Source organism: Antrihabitans auranticaus (assembly GCF_016481275.1).
Lineage (GTDB): Bacteria > Actinomycetota > Actinomycetes > Mycobacteriales > Mycobacteriaceae > Antrihabitans.
On the sequence record NZ_JAEMNW010000007.1, the window covers coordinates 230704 to 245419 of the forward strand.

Here is a 14716-nt window from a genome sequence, read left to right on the forward strand (position 1 = left end):
TTGTTATATACCGAGGGTCCTTTTTTTGCGCAGTGTTACACGGCACCCACAAATTTGAATACCATCGCCTGATGCGCCAAGGCCGACTGCCCGATGGATTCGGGGTGCGCATCGATCCCAGTGTGCGGGCTTACCGCGGTGGTCGCGTCCTGATCGGGGGTTCGCCGCCGCGGGTGGTGACACTTGCTCCCAGTGCCGCCGCGATGATCGGTGACGGGTTCCTCGAGGTCACCGATCCGAAGACTGCCGTTGTCGCGCGCCGCCTCCTCGATTCGGGCGTCGGAAATCCGCGCCCGATGCTGCTGCCGTCCACGGACGCGGTCACCGTCATCGTGCCGCTCCGCAACAATGTCGGCGGTCTCGACCGACTGCTCTCGGCTCTCCGCGGACACAAGGTGATCGTGGTCGACGACGGCTCCGACGTTCCCGTCCGCGTACCGCCCGTCGGCGCATCGCGCTGCAGTGTCACGGTCATCCGGCACGAGGTCCCCCGTGGACCCGCCGCCGCGCGCAACACCGGTATGAGGGCTGCGGCAACGGAGTTCGTGGCGTTTCTGGACTCCGACGTCGTACCTCGCAGCGGGTGGCTCGAGGTCATGCTCGGGCACTTCAGCGACCCGGCCGTCGCGCTGGTCGCGCCGCGCATAGTTGCGCTCGACCCCGAGTCGAACGATCTCGCGCGCTACGAGCACACGCGGTCGTCGTTGGACCTCGGTCGGCGCGAAGCAGCCGTTCGACCGCGCACCGCGGTCTCCTACGTGCCGAGCGCGGCGATGCTCGTGCGGCGGTCCGTCCTGCTCGACGAGGGCGGCTTCGACGAGACGATGCACGTTGCCGAGGACGTCGACCTGTGCTGGCGCCTGGAACAGGCCGGCTGGCGTCTGCGTTACGAGCCTGCCGCCCATGTTGCGCACGATCACCGCGTGTCTTTCGGACAGTGGTTCAATCGCAAGCAGTTCTACGGAACCGGCGCGGCTCCGCTCGCCGCGCGGCACGAAGGCAAGGTCGCGCCCCTCTACATCTCGCGGTGGACCGTCGCTGCGGTGGTTCTGCTCGCGACTCTGAGTCGGCTCGGCTTCGTCGGGGCGATCGCAACCATGGCCGTCGCGTTGTTCCGGCTGCGAAAAGTGTTCTCGGAACTCGATCAACCGACGAGGGTGGCCGCGATCTTCGTGGCCCGCGGGTTCGCTGCCGGACTGTGGCAATTGGCCTCGGCAATGTGCCGCCACTACTGGCCGGTCACGCTGCTGGCGGTGATCTTCTCGAGCCGAATACGACAGATAGCGATGGCCATGGCGGTCGCCGAGGGCTTCGCCGACTGGTGGACCCATCGCGAGGCTGGTGGCCTGGATCCCGTGCGCTACATCGCATTCAAGCGAATCGACGATATTGCCTACGGCACCGGATTGTGGAAGGGCGCGATCAAGTCGCGCAGTGTCGAGGCACTCAAGCCGACCTTCGGCGGTTGACCGAACTACTGACAGCTGACGTCGTTGTCGTCGGTGGCGGCAGTGCCGGGTGCGTCCTGGCAGCGCGGTTGAGTGCAGATCCGGCCAGAACCGTTTTGCTCATCGAAGCAGGCCCTGCGCCTGCGACGTGGCCACCGGCACTGCTGGACCCGCACACCCTGCCGATCGGGGCCGGCTCGGAATGGGCACATCACTACTCGGTCGCGCTGACCGGGCAACGCGCGGGAGTCATTGCGCGGGGCCGTGTTCTGGGTGGATCCGGTGCAGTGAACGGCGCGTATTTCATGCGTGGACTGCCCGCCGACTTCGCAAGGTGGGGAAGCGATCTGTGGACCTACGACGCCGTTCTGCCGTACTTTCGCGCGCTGGAATCCGACCATGATTTCGCCGACGAGTACCACGGTGGCGTGGGGCCGATGCCGGTCCGTCGCCAGACCACCGAGCAACTCACGCGGATCAGCGCGGAGTTCGCCGATGCCGCCGTCCGGTCGGGTTTCGCCGACGTTGCCGACAAGAACAACCCTGTCTCCGACGGTGTCGGACCGGTGCCACTCAACGTCGATGATCGAGGCCGGGTCAACACGGCGCTCGCGTATCTCGGGGAGCGTCGCACCAATCTCCGAATTCTCGACCGCACGACGGCCCACCGGCTCCTCTTTGCACACGGCGCCGCGATCGGCGTCGAGGTCGAACGCGACGGTACGCTCGCGACCATCGGCGCCGACCGAATCGTTCTCAGCGCCGGAGCCATCGAAACTCCGGCGCTCCTGCTGCGGTCCGGCGTCGGCGATCCGCTCGCATCGCGTTCGCTCGGCATCCCGGTCGTACACGAACTGACCGGAGTCGGCGCGCGATTCTGGGACCACCCGGAGGTGAACCTTCCGTACGTGGACGCCGCACAGGAGGCCGTGAAAGTCCCGATCCTCCAGGTCGTGCTGAACGTCGATGACATCGAAATCAGGCCGTACACAGCACCTTTCGGTGTGGGCGTCACTCATATGCGCCCCGAGGCGAGGGGCACTGTCCGCTTGCGCAGTGCCGATCCGCAGATACCTCCGGTCGTGTCGTACAACTACTTGGCGACAGCGCGGGACCGCAACACGATGCGGAAGGCCGTCGACGTTGCGGGTGCGCTACTCGCCGTCGACATCGACTCGACCGACGAGTGGCTCGTCGACCATCTCGGTACGTCACAGCACACCGCGGGCACGTGTCGCATGGGTCCGGCGAGCGAGGGCGAATCGGTTGTGGACGACAGATGCCGCGTACACGGCCTCGATGGCCTCTCGATCGTCGACGCATCGATCATCCCGTCGCCCATCAGTCGCGGCATTCATGCGACGGTCGTGATGCTCGCGGAGCGGGCGGTGGAATTTCTGGGGTAGCCCCATTCGGGGGTAGTTGGGTGTGGTCCGCGCCACTATTTTGGACTCATGGACCTCAGCATTCCGAGCTATGCAAACGGGCTCTCCGACACGCCCCTTCTCGGCGACACGATCGGCGACAACTTCGATCGCACGGTCGCAGCATTCCCGGACCGCGATGCGCTCGTCGACCGGCCGACCGGTCGCCGCTGGACCTACCGCGAACTCGCTGCCGAAGTCGACGCGCTCGCACTCGGATTCCTCGGTGCCGGAATCGGAAAGGGCGACCGCGTGGGTATCTGGTCGCCGAACTGTGCGGAGTGGGTCTTCGTCCAATACGCGACCGCGAAGATCGGCGCGATCCTCGTCAACATCAATCCGGCCTACCGCTCGCACGAGTTGGAGTACGTGCTCAACCAGGCCGGCATCAAGCTGCTGGTGTCGGCCGCTGCATTCAAGACGTCGAACTACGTTGACATGATCGAGCAGATCCGGCCGAAGTGCGCAGACCTGAGTAACGTCGTGGTGCTCGGTACCGACGATTGGACCGCACTGCACGACTCGGGCCGGGGCGGCGACGCGGGTAAGCTTGCCGTCGCCCAGGCGGAACTGTCGACCGACGACGCGATCAACATTCAATATACCTCCGGCACAACGGGATTCCCGAAGGGCGCGACGCTCTCGCACCACAACATCCTGAACAACGGCTTCTTCGTCGGCGAACTGTGCAGCTATACCGAGAACGATCGCGTGTGTATTCCGGTGCCGTTCTACCACTGCTTCGGGATGGTCATGGGCAACCTTGCGTGCACGTCGCACGGCGCGGCGATGGTGATCCCGGCGCCGTCGTTCGAGCCGAAAGCGACGCTCGAAGCGGTCGCGGCCGAGCGGTGCACCTCGCTGTACGGAGTGCCGACGATGTTCATCGGGGAACTCGCCGAACCGGATTTCGAGTCCTACGACCTGTCGAGCCTCCGCACCGGAATCATGGCGGGTTCGCCGTGCCCCGTGGAGGTGATGAAGCAGGTCATCGAGCGGATGGGCATGGCTGAGGTGTCGATCTGCTACGGCATGACCGAGACCTCGCCGGTTTCCACGCAGACCCGCGCCAACGACACGATCGACCAGCGGACCGCGACCGTCGGCCGGGTCGGACCGCATCTCGAAGTCAAGATCGTCGATCCCGCAACGGGTTTGACGGTGCCGCGCGGTGAACCCGGTGAGGTGTGCACGCGCGGGTACTCGGTGATGCTCGGCTACTGGAACAACGCCGAAAAGACCGCCGAGGCGATCGACGCAGCCCGGTGGATGCACACCGGTGACATCGGCGTGATGGATTCCGACGACTATGTGGCTATCACCGGCCGCATCAAAGACATGGTGATCAGGGGCGGCGAGAACGTCTATCCGCGTGAGATCGAGGAGTTTCTCTACACGCATCCGGACGTCCTCGACGCGCAGGTGATCGGGGTGCCGGACGCGAAGTACGGCGAGGAACTGATGGCCTGGATCCGGATGCGGGAAGGTGCGGAACCGCTGGATGCCGAGCGGGTCAAGGACTTCTGCACGGGAAAGCTTGCGCACTACAAGATTCCGCGGTACGTCCACATCGTCGACGAGTTCCCCATGACCATCACCGGCAAGATCCGCAAGGTCGAGATGCGCGAGAAGTCGCTCGCGCTGATCGACAACGCGTGAGTTAGCGGGCGCGTCATGTCCGGACAGCAGCCCCTGCGACCGGAGATCGCGCTGTCCTGGCAGCGGTCGATGCAGAACGGCGTCGATCCCGGCAGTCCGGTCGCGACCGATCCTGTTCCCGAACTCGACAGGGCAGATCGGCTGTTGCGGGCCGCGCAACCGGTGCTCGACGAAGTCGCCGAGCAGATCGCCGGGACCGGCTTCTGCGTATTGCTCGTCGACCGCGATTGCCGAACGGTGGCAAGGCTGTTCGACGGCAATGCGGTCGAGCGGCACATGGAACGGATCGGTGCTGTCCTCGGCGCGCGGTTCGGCGAGGACGAAGTCGGTACTACCGCCCTCGGCACGCCGTTGGAAGTGGGCAAGGCGATCGTTGTGAACGGTGCCGAGCACTTTCTCGAGCGGTTCAAGGATCTCAGTTGCTACGGGCACCCGATCGTGCATCCGGTGACCCGTCGTGTCGAGGGCATTCTCGATATGACAGGTATTGCGTCGCAAGCAAATCCACTCTTCGCGCCGTTCCTTGCGCGCGCGGCGAAAGACATCGAACGGCGGATACTCGAGGGCTCGCGGATTTCGCAGCAGCGGCTCGTCGATGCCTTCCAGCGAGTCCTGCCACAGCGCAACCTCGCCGTCGCCGCGATCAGCGAGGACATGCTGCTGAGCAACCGCGTCGCGCACGATCTGCTGGACGCTACCGATCATGCCGCGCTCAGAGATCTCGCGGCAGACCTCCGGTCCGACCAGTCGCGAACGGTCGACCTGCTGCTCGCGTCGGGGGAGCCTGCGCACGTTCGAATCGACCGGGTGGCGGGAGCCGAAGGTGGCGCGCTGTTCCAGGTGCTGGCCACGGACCGCACACGGACCCCGATCGCACGAAAGGCCGATGTGTCGCGACCGGTTGGGGACCGGATCGCTGTCGCGCTGCGGGCGTTGCGCGATTCGCGCGAGCCGGTCGCGATCAGCGGCGAGCCTGGGACCGGCCGCACGGCAGCGGTCCGCGATCTTGCCGGTGCCGAACCATTACGGACCGTCGACGCGATCGGGATTGCACTGCACGGCGTCGACGAATGGGTCCGCGCGTTGTGCGAACTCGTCCGTGACGATCGGGGCGTGCTCGCGATCGAAAACGTGCAACTCGTCGCCGAGTCGACACTGCCGTTGCTGACCGAGCTGGTGTCGTCGCCGGCGGGTCCGCGAATAGTGTTGACCAGCAATGCGATCGACGACCTGCCGATCGCGACCGCCGCTCTTGTGGGACGTTGTCCCGGACGTGTGCAACTCCCCGCGCTGCGCCAGCGCACCGGTGAACTCGCCGAGATCGTGCAGAACATGCTCGACGGCATCGAACCCGGTGTCCGGCTCACACCCAGCGCACTCGAAGCGCTCGTCGCCGCCGAATGGCCGGGCAACCTGAGTGAGCTCGCAGTGGTCCTGCGTACCGCGTTCGCCGCGAGATCGAGCAATCGAATCGACGTGACCGACCTGCCCGAGGCCTACCGAACCTCTGCACGGGTCCGGCGGCTGGCGGGCAGGGAGCGCGCCGAGCGGCAGGCGATCGCCGATGCACTGCACGAATGCGGCGGTAACAAGGTCCATGCGGCGGCCAAACTCGGCATCAGCCGCAGCACCCTCTACACGCGGATGCGTGCTCTGGATGTCCGGAACTTGAACAGTTAGCACCCCCTCGATCGGCGAAGTATGGCTTGCGTCACACCACTACTTCGAGGAGTTTCCGAGGACGGCGGTTGCCGAAAGCGCAGTGTCCACTCCGGTCCGCGAGTTTCTTCGCGGACCGAAAAAGCTTCTGATCGATGGCAATTGGGTCGACGCCGCATCCGGGCGGACGTTCTCCACCTACGATCCGGCGACCGGCGACCAGCTCACCGAGGTCGCGCACGGCGAGCGTGCGGACGTCGATCGTGCTGTCCGAGCAGCCCGCAATGCGTTCGAGGGCTGGGCATCGCTCAAGCCCAACGAGCGCGAGCGACTGCTCTGGCGGGTCGGCGACATTCTGTCCGAGCGTGCCGCCGAGTTCGGTGAGCTCGAGGCGCTCGACAACGGCAAGTCCGCCGCGATCGCCACAGCGGTCGACGTGGGCTGGTCGGCGGACATCTTCCGCTACTACGCGGGCTGGGCGACCAAGATCGAAGGCTCGACGGTCAACGTCTCGATGCCGTTCGCGCCCGGTGCCGAGTTCCACGCCTACACACTTCGCGAGCCGGTCGGCGTATGCGGCCTGATCGTGCCGTGGAACTTCCCGCTGCTGATGGCCGCGTTCAAGCTCGGCCCAGCGTTGGCGACGGGCAACACGGTGATCCTCAAGCCGGCCGAGCAGACGCCGCTGACCGCGCTGCTTTTGGGAGAAGTGTTCCAGGAAGCGGGATTCCCGCCCGGGGTCGTCAACATCATCACCGGGTTCGGCGAAGCGGGAGCGGCACTCTCGGGCCACGACGAGGTCGACAAGGTGGCGTTCACGGGATCGACCGAGGTCGGCAAGAAGATCGTCGATGCCGCAAAGGGCAACCTGAAGAAGGTCTCGCTCGAACTCGGCGGCAAGAGCGCGAACATCGTGTTCGCCGATGCGGATTTCGACGCAGCCGTCGAAGGCTCACTGAACGCCTGGCTCTTCAACCACGGGCAGTGCTGCGTCGCAGGCACACGTCTCTTCGTCGAAGACTCGATCTTCGAGAAGTTCACAGAGGCAGTCGCACACGCGGCGAGTCAGGTCAAGATCGGACCCGGCCTCGACCCGGCGACTCAGCTCGGACCGCTGATCTCGCAGGAGCAGTTCGACAAGGTATCGGGCTATCTGCGGGAGGGCATCGCCGAAGGTGCCCGCGCACTGACCGGCGGTAAGCGGTGGGGAGACAGCGGCTACTTCGTCGAGCCGACGGTCTTCGTCGATGTCGAACCCGAGTTCAGCATCGTGCGCGAGGAGATCTTCGGACCGGTCGTTGCGGCGATGCCGTTCAGCGCGTCCGACGACATCGCGGCCCTTGCGAACGATTCGATCTACGGTCTCGCCGCCGGAATCTGGACTCGCGACCTCTCGAAGGCCCACCGCACGGCACGCAGGTTGCACGCCGGATCCGTGTGGATCAACCAGTACAACGGCTTCGACACGGCGATGCCGTTCGGTGGCTACAAGCAGTCCGGCTGGGGGCGCGAACTCGGCGCGACAGCGATCGATCTCTACACCCAGACCAAAGCCGTAAACGTCGCTCTCTGAGATTGGAGTCAGCTCATGAAGACCACTGCAGCAGTACTTTTGGAAGCCGGCAAGCCGTTCGAACTGATGGAGCTCGAACTCGACGGCCCAGGCCCGGGCGAAGTGTTGATCAAGTACACGGCGGCCGGTCTGTGTCACTCGGACCTGCATCTCACCGATGGGGATCTGCCGCCTCGCTATCCGATCGTGGGCGGCCACGAAGGCTCCGGAATCATCGAAGAGATCGGGCCCGGCGTCACGAAGGTGAAGCCCGGCGACCACGTCGTCTGCAGCTTCATCCCGAACTGCGGCACGTGCCGTTACTGCTCGACCGGGCGCCAGAACCTGTGCGACATGGGTGCCACCATTCTCGACGGCTGCATGCCCGACGGTTCGTTCCGGTTCCATTCCAAGGGAACAGATTTCGGCGCCATGTGCATGCTGGGCACGTTTGCCGAGCGGGCCACGATCTCGCAGCACTCGGTCGTGAAGATCGACGACTGGCTGCCGTTGGAGACGGCTGTACTCGTCGGGTGCGGTGTGCCTTCCGGCTGGGGGACCGCGGTCTATGCCGGCGATGTCCGGGCCGGTGACACCGTGGTGATCTATGGCATCGGCGGCCTCGGCATCAACGCCGTGCAGGGCGCGGTGCACGCCGGTGCCAAGTACGTCGTTGTCGTCGATCCGCTGGAATTCAAGCGCACGACCGCACTCAAGTTCGGCGCGACGCATGCATTCGCCGATGCCGCGAGCGCGCAGGAGAAGATCACCGAGCTGACGTGGGGCCAGGGCGCGGATGCGGCGTTGATTCTCGTCGGAACCGTCGATGAAGACGTGGTCACCAACGCCGCGGCCGCGATCGGCAAGGGCGGACGGGTGGTCATCACCGGCCTCGCCAATCCGGAGAAGCTGACCGTGCATGTGTCCGGCACCGATCTCACGCTGAACGAGAAGACGATTCGCGGCACCCTGTTCGGTTCGTCGAATCCGCAGTACGACATCGTGCGCCTGCTGCGCCTCTACGACGCGGGTCAGTTGAAGCTCGACGAACTGGTGACGACCACCTACCGCCTCGAGGACGTCAACCAGGGCTATCAGGATCTGCGCGACGGCAAGAACATCCGCGGGGTCATCGTGCACAGCTGACGGCGTGGTGAGCGTGACCCGCGTTACAGTAGGAGGTGAAATGGGAAGTGGCCACGAGTGACGGAACCGGCGATGCGCGGCAACCCCTGGGTGGCGTTGCGCCCAGGGGATGATGTCGCGGCGTTGGCAAGCAGGGTGCACTCCGCGCATCAGATGTTCGTGGAGCATGCCGATTACGTGGAAGTCCGTTCCGTCGTTCGTGATTCGTGGCTGCGGAGCCGGAGTAGCGGTGTCGATCCGGACCGCTCCACCGGGTCGAGCCCACTCAGCGGGCTCGAGCTGGAGCGGTATCGCAGCACCCATCCCATGGCACTCGTGCGGCCGGTCGTCCGGAAGCTGCTCGTCGAGGATGCGGCCGACACCGGTCTGCTCATCGCGATCAGCGACGCCAAGGGCAGGCTGTTGTGGGTCGAAGGCGACACCGCCGCCAAGGATCGTGCACTCAGCATGAACTTCGCCGAGGGCGCGGACTGGAGCGAAGGCAGCGCCGGCACCAACGCCCCCGGCACCGCACTCGCGCTCGATCATTCCGTGCAGATTTTCGGCGCCGAGCACTTCAGCCGGGTCGTGCACGAATGGAGTTGCACCGCTGCTCCCGTGCACGATCCGAACACCGGCCGAATTCTCGGCGCGATCGACATCACCGGTGGCCCACGGGTGGCGATCCCGGAGGTCCTGTCCTTGATCAGGGCGACCGTGGCCGCGGCGGAGTCGGAGTTGCGCTTCCACGTGATCGGCCAGCCCCTCGATTCCGGCACCCGGCTCGAACTCCTCGGCGCCAGACCCGCTCTGGTGCGTGATGGCGACCGAATTCCGTTGTCGCGCAGACATGCCGAGATTCTTGTCCTGCTCATCGAACACCCCGAGGGTATGAGCGGCGAGCATATCGCGGTGCTGTTGGACGAGAACGAACTCGACCCGGTGACCGTACGAGCCGAGATCTCGCGGTTGCGCAAGATTCTCGGCGCCGACGTGGTCGGTTCGCGGCCCTACCGGCTGCACGGCCATGTTGCGTCGGATGTCGGGGAGGTCCGGGCGGGGCTCGAGCGCGGCGATGCGCGCGCGGCCCTGGGTTCGTACTCCGGTCCGTTGCTGCCGTTCTCCGATGCGCCGGGGGTCTACCGGGTTCGCGAGGAACTGCGCACCCGGGTGCAGGCAGCGCTGCTGCGGTCCGGGGACGCGTCGTTGCTGCGCCGCTGGACGGAGTCTGCAGACGGCCGTGACGACTCGGCTGTGTGGTCGGCATACTTGTCCACCCTTGACCGGGGTTCGTCGCTCTACGCGCAAGTGAAGGCCCAAATAGCGCTGCTCGATCGTGAGCTTGGCTGAGCGTCGGAACGCAACCGGGCCTGACCCGCCGAACCTCTCAGCTCAGGCGCAACGTTGTTGCAACGTCTGGTTCCTAGTGTTCTGAATCACAGCAGGAAAGTGTTCAACGACAGGAGCTAGTCGAATGACCGTGTACGCGCGCCCAGGTTCGCCAGACGCCTTGATGTCCTTCCAAGCCAGGTACGACAACTGGATCGGCGGTGAGTGGGTCGCTCCCGTCAAGGGGCAGTACTTCGAGAACCCGACGCCCGTCACGGGTGAGAACTTCTGCGAAATCGCGCGTTCCACGGCCGAGGATGTCGAACTCGCTCTCGACGCCGCACACGCCGCTGCGCCCGGCTGGGCGAAGACCTCCGTTGCCGAGCGCGCCGTCATCCTGAACAAGATCGCCGACCGCATCGAGGAGAACCTCGACTCGATCGCGCTTGCCGAATCGTGGGACAACGGCAAGCCGATCCGCGAGGCTCTCGCCGCCGACATTCCGCTCGCGGTCGATCATTTCCGCTACTTCGCGGGAGCGATTCGCGCACAAGAGGGTTCGTTGTCGGAGATCGACTCGGACACCGTCGCCTACCACTTCCACGAGCCGCTCGGCGTCGTCGGTCAGATCATTCCGTGGAACTTCCCGATCCTCATGGCGACGTGGAAGCTTGCTCCCGCACTCGCCGCTGGAAACGCGGTCGTTCTCAAGCCCGCCGAGCAGACTCCCGCGTCGATTCTGTACTTGATCAGCCTCATCGGTGACCTGCTTCCCGCCGGTGTGCTCAACATCGTCAACGGGTTCGGCGTCGAGGCCGGCAAGCCGCTCGCGTCGAGCAACCGCATCGCCAAGATCGCGTTCACGGGTGAGACCACGACCGGTCGCCTGATCATGCAGTACGCGTCGCAGAACCTGATCCCGGTGACGCTCGAACTCGGTGGCAAGAGCCCGAACATCTTCTTCTCCGACGTCCTCGCCGCGAACGACGACTTCCAGGACAAGGCGCTCGAAGGCTTCACGATGTTCGCGCTGAACCAGGGCGAGGTCTGCACCTGCCCATCTCGCTCGCTGATCCAGGCAGACATCTACGACGAGTTCCTCGCCATGGCTGCCATCCGGACAAAGGCAGTGCGCCAGGGTGATCCGCTCGATTCCGAGACGATGATCGGCGCCCAGGCGTCCAACGACCAGCTCGAGAAGATCCTCTCCTACATCGAGATCGGCAAGGGCGAAGGCGCCACGCTCGTCACGGGTGGTGAGCGCGCGCAGCTCGGCGGCGACCTCAACGGTGGCTACTACGTGCAGCCGACCATCTTCGCGGGCCACAACAAGATGCGGATCTTCCAGGAGGAGATCTTCGGACCCGTCGTTTCCGTGACGTCGTTCGACAACTACGACCAGGCCATCGAGATCGCGAACGACACCCTGTACGGCCTCGGCGCTGGCGTCTGGTCACGAGACGGCGGCGTCGCATACCGAGCCGGCCGCGATATCAAGGCCGGTCGGGTGTGGACCAACTGCTACCACCAGTACCCCGCGCACGCCGCGTTCGGTGGCTACAAGCAGTCCGGCATCGGACGTGAGAACCACAAGATGATGCTCGACCACTACCAGCAGACGAAGAACCTGCTCGTCTCGTACTCGCAGAAGGCGCTCGGATTCTTCTGATCCAGAGAGAGGGTGCGGCTGTGAATGCCCCACCGCGCATAGTGACCACCGCCGGGGCGGCAGAGCTCCTTCGCCGTCTCGGCGGTATCCACGGCCCGCTGATGATGCATCAGTCGGGCGGCTGTTGTGACGGGTCGTCGCCGATGTGTTATCCGTTGGGGGACTTCATCGTCGGCGACCGCGACGTACTGCTCGGCATTCTCGACCTGCGCCTCGGCGTAGGGGAGGTGCCCGAGTCCGAGCCCGAAGGTGGCGACGCTGTCGCCGTCTGGATTTCGGGTTCGCAGTTCGACGCGTGGAAACACACTCAGCTCGTACTCGACTCCGTCCCCGGGCGCGGATCGGGTTTCAGTCTCGAGTCGCCCGAAGGAAAGCGGTTCCTCAGTAGAGGGCGCGTCTTCACGCCCGAGGAACTAGAGGCACTGTCGGACACGCCCCCCGTCCTCGGTGCCGAATACGAGACGGGAACAAGGCCTCCCATTCCTAGTGTTCCGCTCGTAGTCGCAGAGGCCGAGGACGCCTGCCCCGTTCCCCTGCGATAGCTGTCTAGGACAGCGCGGAAAGCGCCATTCTCCGAAGGACCGATCTGGTCTGGGCGGGGGTGGCGCTTTTTGCGCTGTAGGGCGTCGAGTTGATGAGCCCGAAGACGGCGTGCGCCTGCACGCGCGCGTCCGGTTCGCTGAGGGCTGTGTCGGTTTCCTGCAGGACGCCGACCCATAACTCGACGTACTGCCGCTGCGACCGCCGCACCTGTCGGCGCGCGGCGGTCGGGAGATTCTCGAGATCGCGGTCCTGAATCCGAATCAGGTCCGGTTCGCCCAGTGCGAAGTCCAAGTGGAAGTCGACCAGTGACTCCAGGGCCCCCGCCGGCGAATCGGCTTGCGCGACAACATCGGTTCCGCCGTCGAACAGTCGCTGGCTGATCCCGACCAGCAACTCGACGAGCAGCGCCTCCTTGTTCGGGAAATGGCGGTACACCGCCGGGCCGCTGATCCCCGCAGCCGCGCCGAGATCGTCCAGGCGCACACCCAGGAAGCCGCGTTCCGCGATGAGGCGAGCACCCTCGCGGATCAGCGCAACTCGCCGGTCTGCCTTCATCTGCTCACGTTTGGTGAGCGTCGTCTCGGTTGTCATCTCACCTCCGCGCTGGACATCTCAGTTAATACAGATTATCTTAGATTTCAGTTATTGGCCATTAACTCATAAGGGTGGCGGTATGGCGATCAGTACAGAGGTCGGCACGAGGAATCGGGCCGAGCACGTGGCGCTGGTGGACGAACTTCGCGAGAAGCTGAGGGTTGCTGCGCTCGGCGGGCCGGAGAAGGCGCGGGAGCGTCATGTCGGTCGCGGAAAGCTGCTGCCGCGTGACCGGGTGATTCAGTTGCTGGACGCAGGCAGTCCGTTCCTCGAGTTGGCCCCCTTGGCAGCCGACGGCATGTACGACGACGAGTGTCCGGGAGCGAGCGTCATCGCGGGCATCGGCCGCGTGTCGGGCCGTGAGTGCGTCATCGTGGCCAACGACGCCACCGTGAAGGGCGGCACGTACTACCCGATCACGGTCAAGAAGCATTTGCGCGCACAGGAAATCGCATTGCAGAACCATCTGCCGTGCATCTACCTCGTCGACTCGGGCGGTGCTTTCCTCCCGCGGCAGGACGACGTGTTTCCCGACCGCGAGCACTTCGGTCGCATCTTCTTCAACCAGGCAAATCTCAGCGCCAAGGGCATTCCGCAGATCGCCGCGGTCATGGGGTCGTGCACCGCCGGCGGCGCGTACGTCCCCGCGATGAGCGACGAAGCCGTGATCGTCCGCAACCAGGGCACGATCTTCCTGGGCGGTCCGCCACTGGTGAAGGCGGCGACCGGTGAAGTGGTCACCGCGGAAGAACTCGGCGGCGGCGATCTGCACTCCAAGATCTCGGGAGTCACGGACCATCTCGCCGAAGACGACCAGGATGCCCTGCGTATCGTGCGCCGCATCGTCGCGACCTTCGGGCCGCGCAGCCCCCGGCCCTGGGACACCCTGCTGCCGCGCGACGCGATCGCACCGCAGACCGAGTTGTACGACGTCGTCCCGACGGATCTGCGCACCCCCTACGACGTTCGTGAGGTCATCACGCGGATCGTCGATGCTGGTGAGTTCCAGGAGTTCAAAGCCGAGTACGGCAAGACTCTGGTCACCGGGTTCGCGCACATCCACGGCCATCCGGTCGGCATCATCGCGAACAACGGAGTGCTGTTCGGCGAATCTGCAATGAAGGGCGCACATTTCATCGAGCTGTGCGACAAGCGCAGCACGCCGCTGATCTTCCTGCAGAACATCACTGGCTTCATGGTCGGTCGCGACTACGAGGCCGGCGGCATCGCCAAGCACGGCGCGAAGATGGTCACTGCCGTCGCAACCGCGCGGGTGCCGAAGCTGACCGTCGTGATCGGCGGCTCCTACGGTGCCGGCAACTACTCGATGTGCGGCCGCGCGTACTCGCCGCGGTTCCTGTGGATGTGGCCGAACGCGCGCATCTCGGTGATGGGCGGCGAGCAGGCGGCGTCGGTTCTCTCGACGGTGCGCAGCGATCAACTCGACAGCCAGGGCAAGCCCTGGTCGGCCGACGAAGAAGAGGCGTTCAAAGCACCCATTCGCGATCAGTACGAAGCCCAAGGCAACCCGTACTACTCGACGGCGCGGCTGTGGGACGACGGCGTCATAGACCCGGCCGACACGAGAACTGTTCTCGGACTGGCACTTTCCGTATGCGCGCAAGCGCCGATCGAGCCGGTCTCCTACGGCGTATTCAGGATGTGAGCGCTGTGCCGAATTTGCTCGCGGCGGACCTGTCGTCCGCTCCTCGCT

At 65.1% G+C, this 14716-nt stretch carries 11 protein-coding genes; 10 read left to right on the forward strand and 1 reads right to left on the reverse strand.

The genetic code is table 11. The features are described from left to right. The first annotated feature begins 71 nt into the window (after positions 1–71). The 9 genes from mftF to JGU72_RS25420 all read left to right on the forward strand — a co-directional run bounded on the left by mftF (position 72) and on the right by JGU72_RS25420 (position 12407). The gene (mftF, locus tag JGU72_RS25380) at positions 72–1469 is read left to right on the forward strand and encodes a mycofactocin biosynthesis glycosyltransferase MftF (protein WP_199686876.1); all 1398 of its coding nucleotides are present in this window, start codon (positions 72–74) and stop codon (positions 1467–1469) included. Beyond that, positions 1466–2854 (forward strand): mycofactocin dehydrogenase MftG, encoded by a 1389-nt coding sequence (gene mftG, locus JGU72_RS25385; protein WP_199686877.1) that lies wholly within the window; start codon positions 1466–1468, stop codon positions 2852–2854. Before mftF ends, mftG begins: the two co-directional genes overlap by 4 nt. A gap of 48 nt (positions 2855–2902) precedes the next feature. Further along, complete coding sequence (locus JGU72_RS25390) at positions 2903–4531, forward strand: AMP-binding protein (protein WP_199686878.1); 1629 nt, start codon at positions 2903–2905, stop codon at positions 4529–4531. A 15-nt stretch (positions 4532–4546) separates the two neighbouring features. Next, positions 4547–6211 (forward strand): sigma-54-dependent Fis family transcriptional regulator, encoded by a 1665-nt coding sequence (locus JGU72_RS25395; protein ID WP_199686879.1) that lies wholly within the window; start codon positions 4547–4549, stop codon positions 6209–6211. Between the two features lie 82 nt (positions 6212–6293). Next, positions 6294–7763 carry an aldehyde dehydrogenase family protein gene (locus JGU72_RS25400; protein ID WP_199686880.1) on the forward strand — a complete coding sequence of 490 codons (1470 nt, stop codon included), beginning with the start codon at positions 6294–6296 and terminating at the stop codon, positions 7761–7763. A gap of 15 nt (positions 7764–7778) precedes the next feature. Beyond that, entirely contained in the window at positions 7779–8888 is a 1110-nt protein-coding gene (locus JGU72_RS25405) for an NDMA-dependent alcohol dehydrogenase (RefSeq protein WP_199686881.1), read from the forward strand. Between the two features lie 72 nt (positions 8889–8960). Further along, positions 8961–10217 carry a helix-turn-helix domain-containing protein gene (locus JGU72_RS25410; protein WP_199686882.1) on the forward strand — a complete coding sequence of 419 codons (1257 nt, stop codon included), beginning with the start codon at positions 8961–8963 and terminating at the stop codon, positions 10215–10217. Between the two features lie 124 nt (positions 10218–10341). Next, positions 10342–11865 carry an aldehyde dehydrogenase gene (gene adh, locus JGU72_RS25415; protein WP_199686883.1) on the forward strand — a complete coding sequence of 508 codons (1524 nt, stop codon included), beginning with the start codon at positions 10342–10344 and terminating at the stop codon, positions 11863–11865. 20 nt (positions 11866–11885) lie between these two features. Beyond that, the gene (locus JGU72_RS25420; RefSeq protein WP_199686884.1) at positions 11886–12407 is read left to right on the forward strand and encodes a DUF779 domain-containing protein; all 522 of its coding nucleotides are present in this window, start codon (positions 11886–11888) and stop codon (positions 12405–12407) included. A gap of 4 nt (positions 12408–12411) precedes the next feature. Here JGU72_RS25420 and JGU72_RS25425 read toward each other — a convergent pair whose 3' ends face one another. Continuing rightward, complete coding sequence (locus JGU72_RS25425) at positions 12412–12999, reverse strand: SACE_7040 family transcriptional regulator (protein ID WP_199686885.1); 588 nt, start codon at positions 12997–12999, stop codon at positions 12412–12414. 82 nt (positions 13000–13081) lie between these two features. Between JGU72_RS25425 and JGU72_RS25430 the strand changes: the two genes are divergently transcribed. Beyond that, positions 13082–14668: a carboxyl transferase domain-containing protein gene (locus JGU72_RS25430; protein ID WP_199686886.1), complete on the forward strand. Its 1587-nt coding sequence runs from the start codon at positions 13082–13084 to the stop codon at positions 14666–14668. Positions 14669–14716: the final 48 nt, after the last annotated feature.